The sequence below is a fragment of the Amycolatopsis sp. NPDC114503 genome (assembly GCF_055633655.1).
In genome coordinates this window covers 188048-203134 of the sequence record NZ_JBVKDT010000008.1, presented here as the reverse complement: position 1 = coordinate 203134, position 15087 = coordinate 188048, and the positions used below count along the sequence as shown (strand labels likewise).

Genomic DNA, 15087 nt, shown 5'->3' with positions numbered 1-15087 from the left:
TCAGAGCTGCTTGGTGAAGAAGGCCGTCAACGCGTCCACGTGCACCGGCCGGTTCCACTCGTTTTCGAGGTTCTCGGTGACGTGGTGCGTCGCGACCAATTCGCCGCCCTGGTAATGCCGGACGATGGGATGCAGGTAATGGCCTTCGCCGGAATCGTTCGCGACGTCCTGGCTCGCCCGCGTGACGGTGAAGTCGAACGGATCGATCTTGTCGTGGTCCGGCCCGTAGTCGAGGGTGATCACGAACGCGTTGGCGCTCTCCCCCAGTGCGGTGTCCTTGAACCGATCGACTGGGATTTCCTCGTAATAGCGAGCCTTGTCGCCGTCGACCACGAGCACGTCGGCGAGAAATCCGAACTGTTGGTACAGCGCGGAAGTACGGTTGATCCGCTGGATAACCGCGTCGACCAGTTCGCTGGTTTTGCCGGCCACCGCCGTGCTCGGCCATTCGGTGTCGTGGTAGCGCTCGTCGAGGACCTTGGAAAGCGCACGCACACCGTAGCGGTAGCCGTGGATGAACGCGCTGGTGGCCTTTTTGAAATCGCGGACCTGGGTGATCGTCCCGGCGAAGTACAGCCCCGGAACATTCACCGATTCCCACGACGAGGTCTGCGCCGGGAACCGGTCGTTGATCGTCATCTCCGGACGGCAGCCCTCGTCGAACATCGAAGCGTCGAACCGGAATCCGGTCGCCGCGATGACCCGGTCGTAGCGAATTTCTTTGACCAGCTCGTTGGCACGCGCGAAGGCGAACTTGACGTGGTAGCCGTCGTCGTCCTTGGTGATCTCGCGGACGTCACCGTCGAGAATCGCGTGCTGCAGCTTGAGTTGGTACATGTCGAGCACACCGGCGTTGAACGCGCGGAGGTGTCCGACGAAGTGCGTGCGCCACGCGAGTTTCACCGGCCGCGGACCGGCGACATGCAGCACCGCCGCGTAGGCGTTGATGCTGTCGGCTGTCTCGAACGCGGAGTTTCCCTTGCCCAGCACGAGAACGCGCTGGTTGATGAATTGCTCCGGGTCGGTGTCGTAGTCGGCGTACTGGTCGACCAGCTCCATGCCCGGCACATCCGGGATATACGGCTTGGTTACGCCGGTCGCCATGATCAGCCGCCGCGCACTGAACTTTTCTCCGTCGGCAGCGGTGACCGTGAAGACGTCGTCCGCACGCGAAATTCGCGTAACCTCGGTGTCGTAGCGAATTTTGAGGTCGTGTTTCGCCGCGTAATCGGCGGTGTAGCGGAGGAACGCCTCCGCCGGCGGGAACATCTCGGCGCTGTAATCGGTGAAGACGAGCGGGTCGGGCCCGTCGTCGAGCAGCGAGTTCCAGTCGACCCGGAGGTTCAGCTCGGGGTCGGTCCAGCCGGTGTACTTCTTGTTGACCGAGATGAGCGTGCGGTGCCGTGGAAAGCGCGTGAAGAACGCGGCGGGCACGGACCCGCGTTCCAGGACCAGGTAGCTGCGCCCGGCCCCGCCCAGCTGCCGCCCGAGCTGCAATCCCGCCGGCCCGGCTCCGACCACCAGGTAGTCCAGCACGTCCGCCATGAAACCGACCTCCCGCGTCGCCTTGATCTGACGGCGATCAGAGTGGTCGGAAGATCTCAGAAATCCCTCAGAACGTACCCGGTCCCTGGGACGCCGACCGCGCGGTCCGCGATGCGGAGGGCCCCTTGGGGAATCAGATTCCCTCAAGGGGCCCTTCACGGACTACTGCGGGGCGGGAGGCCCCGGCTTCAGCTGCTACTTGCCGGTGACGCGCGCGAGCGCCTCCGGATACCGCGCACCCGCGATCGCCTCGGCCGGAGCGGCCTTCTCGATCGCCGCGATGTCCTCTTCGGACAGTTCCAGCTCGGCCGCGCCGACGTTCTCTTCCAGGTACTTCCGCCGCTTCGTGCCCGGAATCGGCACGACGTCGGCCCCCTTGGCCTGCACCCAGGCGAGCGCCAGCTGCCCCGCCGTGACGCCCTTGGCCGCGGCCAGCGCACGCAGCGCCTCAACGATCGCCATGTTGCGCGCGAGGTTGTCCTCGGCGAACCGCGGCAGGCCACGGCGCATGTCGCCCTCGGGCAGCTCCTGCACCGACGTGACCGCGCCGGTCAGGAACCCGCGGCCCAGCGGCGAGAACGGCACGATTCCGATACCCAGTTCCCGGCAAGTACCGAGGATTTCGTCTTCGATCCCCCGCGTCCACAGCGACCATTCGCTCTGCAATGCGGTGACCGGATGCACCGCGTGCGCCCGCCGGATCGTCTCCGCCCCCGCCTCGGAAATCCCGGCGTAGCGGATCTTCCCGGCCTCGACCAGCTCACCAAGCGCGCCCCAGGTCTCCTCGATCGGGACATTCGGGTCGACGCGGTGCTGGTAGTAGAGGTCGATGTGGTCGATCCCCAGCCGCTGCAGCGATTCGTCGCAGCACTGCTTCACATACGCGGCGTCACCGCGCGCGGTCATGCCCGCGTCGGTGTGCACGATGCCGAACTTCGTCGCGAGAACCACCTTGTCGCGACGGTCCGCGATCGCCTTGCCGACGAGCTTCTCGTTCTCCCCCGCGCCGTACACGTTGGCTGTGTCGAGCAGGGTCACCCCCAGTTCCAGCGCCCGGTGCACCGTGGCGACGGACTCGCCGTCGTTGACGCGCACCCCGTAGGCCGAGCTCATCCCCATGCAGCCGAGCCCCTGTGCCCCGACCTCCAGCGCGCCGAGCTTCCTCGTACCGATCACGCGGAAATTCCCTCCATTTCGGGCGCGACGCCGAAGGCCTTGCGCTCGATTTGCTCGTAGTTGGCGATCTTGTAGTCCAAAATGTCGAGACAACCCTGCAGCTCGGCGATCCGGTCGGCGACCGACTGCCGCTGCTCCACGAGGATCGCCTTGCGGCGTCCCGCGCTGGCGACCCCATGCCTGCGCAGCGAGGCGTACTCGCGCATGCTCTTGATCGGCATCCCGGTGAGCCGCAGCTTCGTGAGGAAGCCGAGCCAGTTCAGGTCCTCGTCGGAGTAGGCGCGCCGCCCCGCCGAATCGCGAGCGGGCGGTTCGAGAAGCTTGATCCGTTCGTAGTACCTGAGGGTGTCGATCGACAGGCCGCTACGTCGTGCGGCTTCCGCTATCGAGTAGCTCATGCGCTTGACAGTACGACCTGGAGTGCACTCCAGGTCAAATCTTAAAACGACGGTCACAGTCGCGTTTTATAACGTTGTTGCGTTACGCTGGGTACATGCCTCGCCCCCGTACCCACGACGAAACCCTCCGGCTGAAGCTCCTGGACCGGGCGGGCGAGCTGATCTCCGCGGACGGCCCCAAGGCGTTGTCCTTGCGAAAACTGGCCGCCGACTCCGGCACGTCGACCACCGCGGTGTACTCGCTGTTCGGCAGCAAACCGGACCTGGTGAACGCACTGTACGTCGAAGGCTTCCGCCGCTTCGGCGCCCGCCTGGCGACGGTCCCCCTGTCCGGCGACGCAGTAACCGACCTCGTGCGGCTAGGCATCGCCTACCGCGAAAGCGCCCTGGCCGACCCGCACCTGTACGCGATCATGTTCAGCCGCTCCGTCCCAGGCTTCGAACCGAACGCCGAAGCCGACGAAGTCGCCCAAGCCACCCTCGCCCCGCTGACGGGAGTGGTCCACGCCGCCGTGGCGTCCGGCCAGTTCCAGGACGTCGCGCCGGAACTGATCACCGTCAGCCTGTGGGGTTTCGTGCACGGCTTGGTCTCGCTGGAACTGTCCGGCCGCCTGCCCGACGGCTTCAGCGTTTCCGACGCGTATGAGAAAGCCTTACACGCCAACGCTTCCGGCTGGCTCACCTAGCGCCGTACTGCCGATCCCCCGCGTCGCCCAGCCCCGGCACGATGAACCCGGAGTCGTTGAGCCGCTCGTCAATGCTCGAGGTGACCACCCGAACCGGCAGCCCAGTCTGTTCGAGATGCGCGAGCCCCTCCGGCGCGGCGAGCGCACAAATCGCGGTGACGTCAGTAGCCCCACGATCGGTCAGCAGCCGGATCGTGTACTCCATCGACCCACCAGTCGCGAGCATCGGATCAAGCACCAGCACCGGCCGGTCCGCGAGCGATTCGGGCAGCGACTCGAGATACGGAGTCGGCTTGAGCGTCTCCTCGTCGCGAGCGAGCCCGACGAACCCCATCTGGGCGTCCGGAATGAGCTTGTGCGCCTGATCAGCCATCCCCAGCCCAGCCCGCAACACCGGCACGAGCAACGGCGGACTGGCCAGCCGATACGCATCAGTGCGCGCGACAGGAGTGTGGATGCGCTCAGTCCGCACCGGCGCATCCCGCGTGGCTTCATAGACGAGCATGACAGTCAACTCATGCAGCGCGGCCCGGAACGCAGCACTGTCCGTCCGAGCGTCCCGCATGGTCGAAAGACGAGCCTTGGCCAGCGGGTGATCGACGACATGCACATCCATGCCGACAACTTAGCTGTCGAGTGCGGGACCGCCACTCATTCCCCACACCTTTCGTGGGCCCGATTACTTCCGTGAGGGCCACCCTCACAGCCCCTGATTCCCCCAGGGTTCCCCTCACGACCACCGCCAGGTCGTGAGGGACCCCTTCACGGAATCAGATTCCCTCAAGGAGCCCTTCACAGCCCACCCACCAACTCGCGGCCGATGCACTCACTATCGAGGCACCCAGCCCGACCCGCACCCCGCGCACCCAAACCATCGAGGCACCCAGCCCCTCCCCCGCGCACCCAAACCGCGAGGCACCCAGCCCCTCCCCCGCACCCCGATACGAAGCCTCCCTGCGGTTCGGGGGTGCTTGTCAAGGCATCTTTCCCGCCTTGACAAGCACCCCCGAACCGTCAGCACACTTGGCTTCGGGGTGCCCCACGCAACCGACCGGGCGCAACGTCGCCGCCAGGCGACGAGCCGCCCCCTACCGAGACTCAGCAAACCACCGAACCCACCGCCGCTGCCAAGGCGTCTCCACCGCCCTCGGATGATGCTCCCTCCGAACCCAAGCCACAGCCTCCTCAGCCCCCACCCCACCCACAGTCACGAGACAAGCCAACACAGTCCCAGTCCGCCCCACCCCACCAAGACAAGCCACCTCCACCGCCTCCCCAGCAACCGCCCGAGCATGCAACCCCAGAATCTCCCCCCGAGCCCCCTCCCAATCCCGAGGCAACAGAAAGTCCGGCCACAACACCCACCGACGCTCCCAGCTCAACGACGAGTCGTACTTCCCCCGCATCCGCCGCGACCCCAAATACAACCCGAACTCCGGCTCCGGCCCCTCCGGCTTCGGCTTCCCCAGCCCACGCGCCCGCAACCGAGCCCCGTCCGGAAGCACGAGAGTCCCCACCAACGCAGAATCCATCACCCCATGATCCCCCTATCCACCGTTAGACGGACCCGAGCCAGTCTCGACAGGGCTAGGCTGCCCCAGGTGAGTGAAGACCCAGCCACGCCGGGCCCGGACCAGATGCGCGTCTCGGACGCTGATCGGGAGCAGGTCGCGCAGGTGCTGCACCAGGCGCTGTCCGAAGGCCGCATCACGATCAACGAGCTCGAAGAGCGGCTCTCCAGCGTCTACTCCGCGAAAACGTTCGCCGATCTGAAACCGGTGACCGCGGACCTGCCCGGCAGCGCCGCGGTCGCCACCACCGCTTCGGCCGCGCTGCAGCCCGCCCCCTCGCGCGCGCTCGGGCTGCCGGACAACCGCGTCGGCGGGCATCCCGGCTCGGCCGTGTCGATCGGCGTGATGTCCGGGGCCGTGCGCAAGGGCAGCTGGGTTCTGCCGCAGCAGCACACGACTTTCGCGTTCTGGGGCGGCGCCGAGATCGACCTGCGCAGCGCCCGCTTCGCGGAGAAATCCTGCACGATCACCGCCGTCGCGATCATGGGCGGGATCGAGATCACCGTCCCCGACGACATCAACGTGAACGTCACCGGCATCGGCTTCATGGGCGCGTTCCTGCTGGAGGACAAGTCCGGCGCGCCGCCGGCGCCGCCGACCGCCCCGACCGTGACGATCAACGGCCTCGGCTTCTGGGGCGGCGTCGTGGTCTACCGCAAGCCGGCCAAGGACGTGCACTCGCCGCAGATCGAGTCCTGAACCCGACTGCACACAGCACCGACAAAAACCGCCGCCCCCGGCCCGCGGCTGTGGACAACCGCAAGCCCGTGACCAGCTGTCCACAGATTCCGGTGAGCGCTCCGGCGCCTGCTGTCGCGCACCTACACTCAGCGGTATGACAGCTACCACCAGCCCGGCAGCGGCACCGGACACCCCGTCGCCGCTGACGGACGTCACTCGCGACGAAGCGAGCCTGCGGCGGTTCCTGCACGGGCTGCCCGGTGTCGACCAGGTCGGCGTCGAGCAGCGCGCGGCGGGGCTCGCGACCCGGAGCATCAAGAAGGAAGCCAAGCGGTGGGCGATCGACACCGCGGTGTCGATGGTCGACCTGACCACGCTCGAGGGAGCCGACACGCGCGGCAAGGTCCGCGGCCTCGCCGCCAAGGCGATGCGGCCGGACCCCGAGCGGCAGGACTGCCCGCGCGTCGCGGCCGTGTGCGTGTACCCGGACCTGGTGGAGACGGCCGTCGAAGCGCTCGCGGGCAGCGGGGTGCGGGTGGCGAGCGTCGCCACCGGCTTCCCGGCGGGCCGCACGAGCCGCGAGGTCAAGCTGGCCGACACCCGGATGGCCGTCGAGGCCGGCGCGGACGAGGTCGACATGGTGATCGACCGCGGCGCCTTCCTCGAAGGCCGCTACCTGGAGGTGTTCACCGAGATCCGCGCCGTGAAAGAGGCCTGCGGCTCGGCGCACCTGAAGGTGATCCTCGAAACGGGCGAGCTGGCGACGTACGACAACGTGCGCCGCGCGTCCTGGCTCGCGCTGCTGGCGGGCGGGGACTTCATCAAGACGTCCACCGGCAAGGTGTCGCCCGCCGCGACGCTGCCGGTCACGCACGTGATGCTGCAGGCGGTGCACGACTGGCACGAGCGCACCGGCGAACTGCGCGGCGTCAAGCCCGCGGGCGGGATCCGGACGACGAAGGACGCGATCAAATACCTCGTCGCCGTGCACGAGGTCGCGGGCGAGCAGTGGCTCACGCCGGACCTGTTCCGATTCGGCGCGTCGAGCCTGCTCAACGACCTGCTGCTGCAGCGGCGCACCCAGGTGGACGGCCACTACAGCGGCCCTGACTACGTGACGGTGGACTGACATGGGCATCTTCGAATACGCGCCCGCGCCGGAATCGCGCGCTCTGGCCAATCTGAAAGAGCACTACAAGCCGTTCGTCAACGGCGAATTCGTCGACGGCTCGGGCGAACCGCTGAAGACGATCAACCCCGCCACCGAGGAGACCCTCGCCGAGGTCGGCACCGCGTCAGTGTCCGATGTAGACACCGCGGTCAAGGCCGCGCGCAAGGCGTACACGTCGGTCTGGTCGAAAATGCCCGGCACGGAACGGGCGAAGTACCTGTTCCGCATCGCGCGGCTGATCCAGGAACGCTCCCGCGAGCTGGCGGTGCTGGAGACGCTGGACAACGGGAAGCCGATCAAGGAGTCGCGCGATTCCGACGTGCCCACCGCGGCCGCGCATTTCTTCTACCACGCGGGCTGGGCGGACAAGCTCGGATACGCGGGCTACGGCCCGGACCCGAAGCCGCTCGGCGTCGCGGGCCAGGTGATCCCGTGGAACTTCCCGCTGCTGATGCTGGCGTGGAAGATCGCGCCGGCGCTGGCCACCGGCAACACGGTGGTGCTCAAGCCCGCCGAGACCACGCCGCTGACCGCGCTGGTGTTCGCCGAGATCTGCCAGCAGGCGGAGCTGCCGCCGGGCGTGGTGAACATCCTGCCGGGAGCCGGCGACATCGGAGCGTCCATTGTGGAGCATCCGGACGTCGACAAGATCGCGTTCACCGGCTCGACCGAGGTCGGCAAGCTGATCCAGCGCACCGTGGCGGGCACCCGCAAGAAGCTGACCCTGGAACTCGGCGGCAAGGCGGCGAACGTGGTGTTCGACGACGCCCCGCTGGACCAGGCGGTGGAGGGGATCGTCAACGGGATCTTCTTCAACCAGGGCCACGTCTGCTGCGCGGGCTCGCGGCTGCTGGTGCAGGAGTCGGTTGCCGAAGAGGTAATGGAGAAACTCCGCTACCGGGTTTCGACGCTGCGTCTCGGCGACCCGCTGGACAAGAACACCGACGTCGGCGCCATCAACTCGGCCGAGCAGCTGGCGAAAATCCGCGGCCTGGTCGAATCCGGCGACGCGGAAGGCGCGCAGCGCTGGACCAGCCCGTGCCCGGTGCCGGACCGCGGTTTCTTCTTCGCGCCGACGGTGTTCTCCGAAGTCCACCAGTCGATGCGAATCGCGCGGGAGGAGATCTTCGGGCCCGTGCTGTCGGTCCTCACCTTCCGCACCCCCGAAGAGGCCGTGGCGAAGGCGAACAACACGCCGTACGGGCTGTCCGCGGGCATCTGGACCGAGAAGGGTTCGCGCATTCTGTGGATGGCGAACCAGCTCCGGGCAGGCGTTGTCTGGGCCAACACGTTCAACCGCTTCGACCCCGCCGCCCCGTTCGGCGGCTACCAGGAGTCCGGTTTCGGCCGCGAAGGCGGACGCACCGGTTTGGAGGCCTACCTCAATGTCTGACCGAATTTCGGTGGCGAAAACCTACAAACTCTATATCGGCGGAAAATTCCCGCGTTCGGAATCGGGCCGGGTTTATCCCGTCACCGATTCCAAGGGCGCCTTCCTGGCCAACGCGGCCCACGCGTCGCGCAAGGATCTGCGCGACGCGGTGTCCGCCGCCCGCAAGGCGTTCCCAGGTTGGTCGTCGGCAACTGCATACAACCGCGGCCAGGTTCTCTACCGGGTCGCCGAGGTCATGGAAGGCCGCCGCGCCCAGTTCGCCGCCGAGGTAGCCGCGAGCGAAGGCGTCGCCGCGAAAAAGGCCGAGTCCCTTGTGGACGCCGCCATCGACCGCTGGGTCTGGTACGCGGGCTGGACCGACAAGATCGCGTCGGTCCTGGGCGCCGCCAACCCGGTAGCCGGCCCGTACTTCTCTTTCACCACACCAGAACCCACTGGGGTCGTCGGCGTCCTGGCGCCGCAAGAGTCGTCCCTGCTGGGCCTGGTGACGGTCCTGGCCCCCGTCCTGGCCACCGGCTCGACAGCAGTCCTGGTCTCCAGCGCGGACCGCCCCCTGCCCGCCATCACGCTGTCCGAGGTCCTGGCCACCTCCGACGTCCCCGGCGGCACCGCCAACATCCTCACCGGCCGAGCCGCGGAACTGGGCCCGTGGCTGGCCTCCCACGGAGACGTCAACGCCCTCGACCCGACCGGTGCCACGCCCGAGGACCGCGTCGCCCTGGCCCAGGAGGCCGCCGGGACCGTGAAACGAGTCCTGTCCGTCCCCGACGCCGAACCGGACTGGACCGCCGAGCCGGACCTGTCCCGCCTTCGGCGCTACCTGGAGGCAAAGACCGTCTGGCACCCCATGGGCGTCTGACACCCATCCGAGTTCACCCAGACCGCCGTTCCGGTTAACCCCGGAACGGCGGTCTTTGTTTACCACCGTTCCGAAAAATTGCGCGGAGGGCAGACTCTGCACTTAGGTTGGGCGGCCGATCAAGAAGGAGTAGAGTGAACCGCCCTACGCCCAGCGAGCCGTATCGCCGTTTTTTCGCACAAAGATTTCCGCAGCTGCTTCGCCTCCTCGCAGTCGCATTCTCCCAATTTCGCGAATCAGTTGCCGATTTCCTGAGAGTCCGTTCGACCCCCACGACTTATCGCACCCCATCGGTTACGGTGAATAGCGCCGCGAGGCACCGAACCGACCGTTGCGCGAAATGTCCGCCGTGTCTTGGGGAGGGCGAGGACATGGACCAGCCTGCCGCTGACGCAGGTAAGAACTGGTTGCCGGACTTCACCTTCACCATCACCGACACCGGAGCGGCACCGCCCGGCCCCGGCTTCACCATGAGCCGCGACGACGCCCGAAGCATGCTCAACCTGGCCAAACAGGCTCGCGATCAGTTCAACGACATGCGGAGCCACGCGAGGTACCTGGCCAGGCTGACTCCGCCCGCGGACGAGCCAGCGAGCAACGACTACAACAGGCGCTTGACCGGCAACGGCTCCGACGACGGCGCGTTCAGGGCGGGCCTGACGAATGTCGACCACATGCGCGGCTACGCGAACGAGCTTGTCCGGAAGCTGGAGCAAGCGCTCGGGATCACCGAAAGTTCCGATGAAACCGCGGCGGCCGAGGTAAAAGCGACCGGTGACCCGACGGGTTTCGCCGGATGAACCGCCGATCGCCAGCGTGGTTGCTCGTCGCCGTCGGCACGGTCGTTACCGCCGCGGGCTGTTCGGGAGGCAACGCTCCCGCGATTCCCGCCTCCTCAGCACCGTCGCCAGCGGCGGCTTCCCTGCCCTACGCAGGAGCACCGAAGGTGGACCGGCCCCTGCCGTCGTCGGTCTTGTCCGGCGACCCCTGCCACGACGCGCTGACCGCCGGGCAGCTCAAAGAAATCCTCGGTGCCACGAATCCGCCCAAATCCGAAAACCTCCCGGCCACCGGGCCAGCCTGCCGGTGGGACCATCCAGACTCCGGTGCCGGGCTGAATGTTTTCTACGACATCCGCACTCACCAGGGCCTGAGCTCGGTCTATCAGAACACCAGACCCAAGACGACAACGTGGCGGCAGCTTCCGCTGGTCCAGGGATTCCCCGCAGTCGCGTTCTCGATTTACACCGGTGTCGGCGTTGATGATTCCTGCGACGTCAGCGTGGGGATCGCGGACGACTACACCGTCGATACAGCGCTGAACCTCGGCAACAGCAAAGCGGGAAAAGCCGACCCGTGCGAGCTGACCGCCAAGGTCGCCGACATGGTCATCGCCAATCTTCGGCAACGGGCGGGTTCGTGATGGGCTTCGTGGAGATTCTCGAGGACGTCGGCCACTGGGTCGGCGAACATATCGACGATCTCGGCAAGTTCTACTCCGTCGCCCTCCACGGCGACGCCGGTGCCGAAGCCATACCTGCTCCTGAGCTGGCTCAGAAGGTGCTCACCGGACCAGGCACCTCTGTCTGGCACCAGGGTGCCAGTCAAGCCGCCCAGCTCAGCAGCCAGCACCACGAGGCCAGCGACCTGGTCTCCCGCATGAGCGCCGGCCTGGAATCCGCCTGGACCGGCCGGGCCGCGGACGCCGCGCAGACCCGGATTCGGGCCTTGGCGGAGATCGCGTCCGTGTCCGCGGCGATCTACACCACCAACGGCGCCAATTTGTCCGACGTCGCGCACGGGTTCGACGCCATGAAAACCTCCCTGCAGCCGATGCCGGACAAGCCGCCGCACCTGACCTTTCTCGATCGGGCCACTCCATGGGAGACCGACGCGGAGAGGGAGATCAGCCATTACAACGCGGTAGCCCAGCAGAACGTCGACCGCTATCAGGCTTACGTCCAGCACGCCCGCACGGGCAGCCAGCAGCTGCAAACCGACTACGGACGGCTCGACGATTTCGGCGGGCGGAGCACCACAGCCGGCTCTCAGATGAAGGCGCGGCAAGGAACGGACACGGCACCGCATTTCCCGAAACCTCGCAGCTTTGGGCACTCGCCGGACGGGCCTCCGCCGATCTCCGCACCGCCGGACGGACCTCCGCCGGCCTCCGCACCGCCGGACAGGCCGCCGTCAGCCTCCACACCACCGGACAGGCCGCCGCCGACCTCCGCGCCACCGGTAAGCGGGCCGGGAGCCGCCCCAGCGCAAGGGTCCGGCGAGAAACCCGGGCCAAGCGTGGCACCGCGGCCGAGAACCGGCGATCAGACCGCGACCTCCGGATGGAGACCGGATCCAGCAGCCGCCGGGGATTCGCCCACCGTCACACCTCGCACCGGCGAACCTGGGAGCAGCGGCACCACGTCGGGACCAGTCGGCGGAATTCCCGTCCAGGGCGGACGGGGAAACGCGAGCAATCTCGGAGGCGGAAGCAGCCGGGCTGGCGGGGACGCCGAAACCCGCAGCCGAACGGGCAGTCCAGCACGACCAGACACCGGAAAAGGAACCGGCGCAGGCGAGGAAGGCCGCGCGGCAAGCAACACCTCCCGCGGCACAAGCGGTGCCCAAGGTTCCCGAGGCGCGCCAGGCATAGGCGGAGCGACCCCAACCCGCGGCAAAGACGAAGACTCCAAAGAACACCGCCGCAAATACGGCCTCGAAACCGACTCCGCCTTCTCCCTCACCGACGAAGACGGCGAACGCACCGTCGACCCCCGCACCGGCTTGCCTCCGACCCCTCCGACCATCGGCGGCTAAGGGGGTCGCCACGATGCCGATCCTCGAGAGACCGGTCCGGATGCCGCGGTTGGCGTTCCTCGCCGTGTGGAGCCACGAGAAACTCGGCGACCCGCCCATCGTGGTCGAGCACGCGCCGATGTTCATGACCGACGAGTTCTCCGAGAAGCTCCGGATCCAGTCGTATGGACTGCTGGCCCGGTTCGGCCTCGCGGCGAGCGGCGCGCCCAGCCCGCGGCTGCGCGACACTCTCGAACTTCTCGCCGAGGCCCGGCGCGAGGTGTACTCCTGGAGCGATTTCGGCAACCGTCGCGGGGACAACGGGGCGATTCTCGTCGCGGCGGCCGGGCGGGAGGCGGTGCGGCTCGTGACGGACAACCGGTCCGTGCAGCTCGAACCTGTTTCTCCGCGCGACATCGGCGCCAGCCTGGTCGATCTGCTGCCCTGCTGCGATCCCGCGAAACTCCGGCCGCTCAAGGTGCCCAAGGACTACTACGACAGCGCGTCCGCCGATCCGCTCGCCGAATCGTCGGCCAGCGCGGACGAATTGCGGCACCTGATGCGGGCCCGGCGCGACGCGGTGCACCTGATGCACGTCGCGGTCCGCGGGCCGGACGGCAGCCGGACGCACAGCACGCCGCTGTCCGCGATCGATCTCACCGGGCGCGGACGCGTGCTGAGTTTCGTCAGCCCCGACGGCGCCGGCGGGCTGCAGATCAACGTCTACTCCGGCACCCGCTCCCATCTCGTCGACGCGCTGGCGCTGACGCTGGCCGAACTCAGCTGAACCAGGACCACGACGCGGCAACATTTCGCACCACGACTCTATCCTTTCGCGAAATTCTCTGCCAACATGTGTCATTGGGGAAATTTCGACACCCCGTGTCCGGTTCAGGCGCCGCCAGCACGTCAGGAGGACTCCGCATGACCCTGCACCCCGCTCAGCCCGAAGAAGCGCTCGCCCTCGAGTTCCTCGGAACCACCAGCGCGGGCGGCAACTGCCCCAACGCTTATCGCACCAATCGCGGCACGTTCGTAGTCCAGGGCTACCGGGTCACCGACGAGGAGGCGCTGCGGCAGCTGCACGAACGCGGTATGCCGGACTCCGAAACAGCCGTCGAAATCCCCGCCGGCCTGCTCAAGTTCTTCCCGCAGGAAGCCTGAGCACGACGAACCCGCGCAGCCAAGGCAAGGTCTCCCGGCGATTCAGACGCACTAGTCGCCCAGGATTTCTCGAAACTCGACCCCAGGTGTGGGAAGATGCCATCGGGTTCGAGGAATTCCGCATGCGATAGCGAGGGCGAGTGCCTACCAGTTTCGAGAAACGCCGGGCAGAGCTTGGCGACCGCCTGCGCCGGCTCCGGGTCGACGCGGGCTACGAGACTGGAAAGGATTTCGCCAAGGCCATCGGCTGGAACGCGCCCAAGGTCAGCAAAATCGAGAACGGCAGGCAGACCGTCGGCGACGACGACCTCGACGCCTGGATCTCCGCCGTCGGCGGGCCGCCGGAGCTGGCCGAACAGCTGCGGGAGCAACTCGTCGGAGTCCGCGACGCGCACGCCAGCTGGAAAGACAAAGTCCGGGACGGACATCGGGCCAGACAAGAGGAATCCATAGCCAGAGAGGCTCGCGCGCTACGAATTCGCGCGGTCGATCTGCGAATTGTCTCCGGATTACTGCAAACTCCCGAGTACGCACGGCATACGCTGCTCGCCCACGCCCGGATCCACGGCGGTGCCCAGGACATCACCGAGGCGGTCCGGGCGCGGATGCAGCGCCAGCAGATCCTCTACGAACCCGGCCGGACCATCGAACTGCTCACCTCCGAGGCCGCGCTGCGCTATCCGAACGCGCCGCACGAGGTGATGATCGCCCAGGTGCACAAGCTGCTCGCGCTGCTCGGCACCCCGAACATCCGCTTCGGCATCATCCCCGCGGACGTCGTCCTGCCCTATCCGGTCACCGCGGACTTCTGGGTCGTCGACGACGTCGCGATGGTCGAAACCCCGGAGGGCGAGCACATCGCGAGCGACGCCGACCCGTACCACGAGGTCGCGGATCTACTGTGGACAGTCGCGGCCGAGGGCGACGCCGCCCGGGCGGTGCTGCTGCGGGTCCTCGATTCCCTCACCCGCGCAGCCCCGCCCGGATAGTCCTTACGCCGCAGGCGCTTCGCCGGCGGTCAGCGCGCCGACGTCGATGGTGTGGCTGTCGGCGCCGGCGTCCACCGCGCCGAAGGTCCAGTCCACCGTCACGTTCGGGTCGATCGGGTCGCCGTGCGGGTTGGAGTCCGCCGGAGCGGTCACGGTCACCGCGTTCGGCGTCTGCTGCTCGTCGTCGGACCCGATCGCGGTCCAGTGCAGCGGCACGTACGCCGACGAACCGTTCGCGATCAGCACCGGCGGTGCGTCGGCAGGCGCCTCATTGTTGACCAGGACGTCGTGCGCGCCGACCAGGTTGACGTCGGCCCGGCCGGACAGGACGCACCGCTCGCCCTCGTTCGCGGTGAACTGCAGCGCAGCCTGACGCTGGCCCGCGCCGGCCCCGCCGTAGACGAGCTTGGTGCTGAACTGGTTCGCGGTGCACGGAAGCGCCGACGAGTCCGAGCTCGCGGTCGTGGCTCCGGCCGTCCCGGCGAAGACCGCGGCAGCGCCCCCGGCGACTGCGACAGCGATGGCAATTCGGCGGATGTTCTTCATGATCTCGTCCCCTCTCGCGTTTTCCGGCGGCTCCGCACCGGCTTTCACGAGATAAGACGTCCCCGCCCGGATCCCGATGGCCCGTTGTGTGATCACCCCTATCGGAGCAACC

General features: G+C 67.5%; 17 protein-coding genes. 11 read left to right on the top strand and 6 right to left on the bottom strand.

Features of this window, described 5'->3' with window-relative positions:
- From ACZ7OI_RS31845 to ACZ7OI_RS31835, 3 genes are all read right to left on the bottom strand, one after another.
- Positions 1–1545, bottom strand: coding sequence for an NAD(P)-binding domain-containing protein (locus tag ACZ7OI_RS31845; protein WP_470267788.1), 1545 nt, complete (start codon positions 1543–1545; stop codon positions 1–3).
- 195 nt (positions 1546–1740) lie between these two features.
- Positions 1741–2721, bottom strand: a complete 981-nt coding sequence (locus tag ACZ7OI_RS31840; RefSeq protein ID WP_470267787.1) for an aldo/keto reductase — start codon at positions 2719–2721, stop codon at positions 1741–1743.
- A complete protein-coding gene (locus ACZ7OI_RS31835) occupies positions 2718–3119 on the bottom strand; it encodes a MerR family transcriptional regulator (protein ID WP_009072633.1) in 402 nt (133 codons plus the stop codon). Before ACZ7OI_RS31835 ends, ACZ7OI_RS31840 begins: the two co-directional genes overlap by 4 nt.
- A 95-nt stretch (positions 3120–3214) precedes the next feature.
- Here ACZ7OI_RS31835 and ACZ7OI_RS31830 point away from each other — a divergent pair, with 95 nt between their 5' ends.
- Positions 3215–3805, top strand: coding sequence for a TetR/AcrR family transcriptional regulator (locus tag ACZ7OI_RS31830; protein ID WP_470267786.1), 591 nt, complete (start codon positions 3215–3217; stop codon positions 3803–3805).
- On the opposite strand, the gene upp is transcribed toward ACZ7OI_RS31830, so the two are convergent.
- Positions 3798–4421 carry a uracil phosphoribosyltransferase gene (gene upp, locus ACZ7OI_RS31825; protein ID WP_116205731.1) on the bottom strand — a complete coding sequence of 208 codons (624 nt, stop codon included), beginning with the start codon at positions 4419–4421 and terminating at the stop codon, positions 3798–3800. The two genes, ACZ7OI_RS31830 and upp, sit on opposite strands and share 8 nt — an antisense overlap.
- A gap of 472 nt (positions 4422–4893) precedes the next feature.
- Positions 4894–5337, bottom strand: coding sequence for a protein-tyrosine phosphatase family protein (locus ACZ7OI_RS31820; protein WP_470267785.1), 444 nt, complete (start codon positions 5335–5337; stop codon positions 4894–4896).
- Between the two features lie 105 nt (positions 5338–5442).
- Between ACZ7OI_RS31820 and ACZ7OI_RS31815 the strand changes: the two genes are divergently transcribed.
- From ACZ7OI_RS31815 to ACZ7OI_RS31770, 10 genes are all read left to right on the top strand, one after another.
- A complete protein-coding gene (locus ACZ7OI_RS31815) occupies positions 5443–6075 on the top strand; it encodes a DUF1707 SHOCT-like domain-containing protein (RefSeq protein WP_470268049.1) in 633 nt (210 codons plus the stop codon).
- Positions 6076–6211: 136 nt separating this feature from the next.
- Positions 6212–7186: a deoxyribose-phosphate aldolase gene (gene deoC, locus ACZ7OI_RS31810; RefSeq protein WP_470267784.1), complete on the top strand. Its 975-nt coding sequence runs from the start codon at positions 6212–6214 to the stop codon at positions 7184–7186.
- A 1-nt stretch (position 7187) separates the two neighbouring features.
- Positions 7188–8621, top strand: coding sequence for an aldehyde dehydrogenase family protein (locus tag ACZ7OI_RS31805; protein WP_470267783.1), 1434 nt, complete (start codon positions 7188–7190; stop codon positions 8619–8621).
- The gene (locus tag ACZ7OI_RS31800) at positions 8614–9480 is read left to right on the top strand and encodes an aldehyde dehydrogenase family protein (protein ID WP_470267782.1); all 867 of its coding nucleotides are present in this window, start codon (positions 8614–8616) and stop codon (positions 9478–9480) included. The genes ACZ7OI_RS31805 and ACZ7OI_RS31800 overlap by 8 nt, the downstream gene beginning before the upstream one ends.
- A 371-nt stretch (positions 9481–9851) precedes the next feature.
- The gene (locus ACZ7OI_RS31795; protein ID WP_470267781.1) at positions 9852–10280 is read left to right on the top strand and encodes a hypothetical protein; all 429 of its coding nucleotides are present in this window, start codon (positions 9852–9854) and stop codon (positions 10278–10280) included.
- Positions 10277–10903: a DUF3558 domain-containing protein gene (locus tag ACZ7OI_RS31790; RefSeq protein WP_470267780.1), complete on the top strand. Its 627-nt coding sequence runs from the start codon at positions 10277–10279 to the stop codon at positions 10901–10903. Before ACZ7OI_RS31795 ends, ACZ7OI_RS31790 begins: the two co-directional genes overlap by 4 nt.
- An 8-nt stretch (positions 10904–10911) precedes the next feature.
- Positions 10912–12297: a hypothetical protein gene (locus ACZ7OI_RS31785; protein ID WP_470267779.1), complete on the top strand. Its 1386-nt coding sequence runs from the start codon at positions 10912–10914 to the stop codon at positions 12295–12297.
- A gap of 13 nt (positions 12298–12310) precedes the next feature.
- Positions 12311–13063: an ESX secretion-associated protein EspG gene (locus tag ACZ7OI_RS31780; RefSeq protein WP_470267778.1), complete on the top strand. Its 753-nt coding sequence runs from the start codon at positions 12311–12313 to the stop codon at positions 13061–13063.
- A 137-nt stretch (positions 13064–13200) separates the two neighbouring features.
- A complete protein-coding gene (locus ACZ7OI_RS31775; RefSeq protein ID WP_470267777.1) occupies positions 13201–13440 on the top strand; it encodes a hypothetical protein in 240 nt (79 codons plus the stop codon).
- Positions 13441–13580: 140 nt separating this feature from the next.
- Entirely contained in the window at positions 13581–14429 is an 849-nt protein-coding gene (locus ACZ7OI_RS31770) for a helix-turn-helix domain-containing protein (RefSeq protein WP_470267776.1), read from the top strand.
- Between the two features lie 3 nt (positions 14430–14432).
- On the opposite strand, the gene ACZ7OI_RS31765 is transcribed toward ACZ7OI_RS31770, so the two are convergent.
- On the bottom strand, positions 14433–15071 hold the full coding sequence (locus ACZ7OI_RS31765; RefSeq protein ID WP_470267775.1) for a DUF4232 domain-containing protein: 639 nt from the start codon (positions 15069–15071) through the stop codon (positions 14433–14435).
- Positions 15072–15087 lie beyond the last annotated feature (16 nt).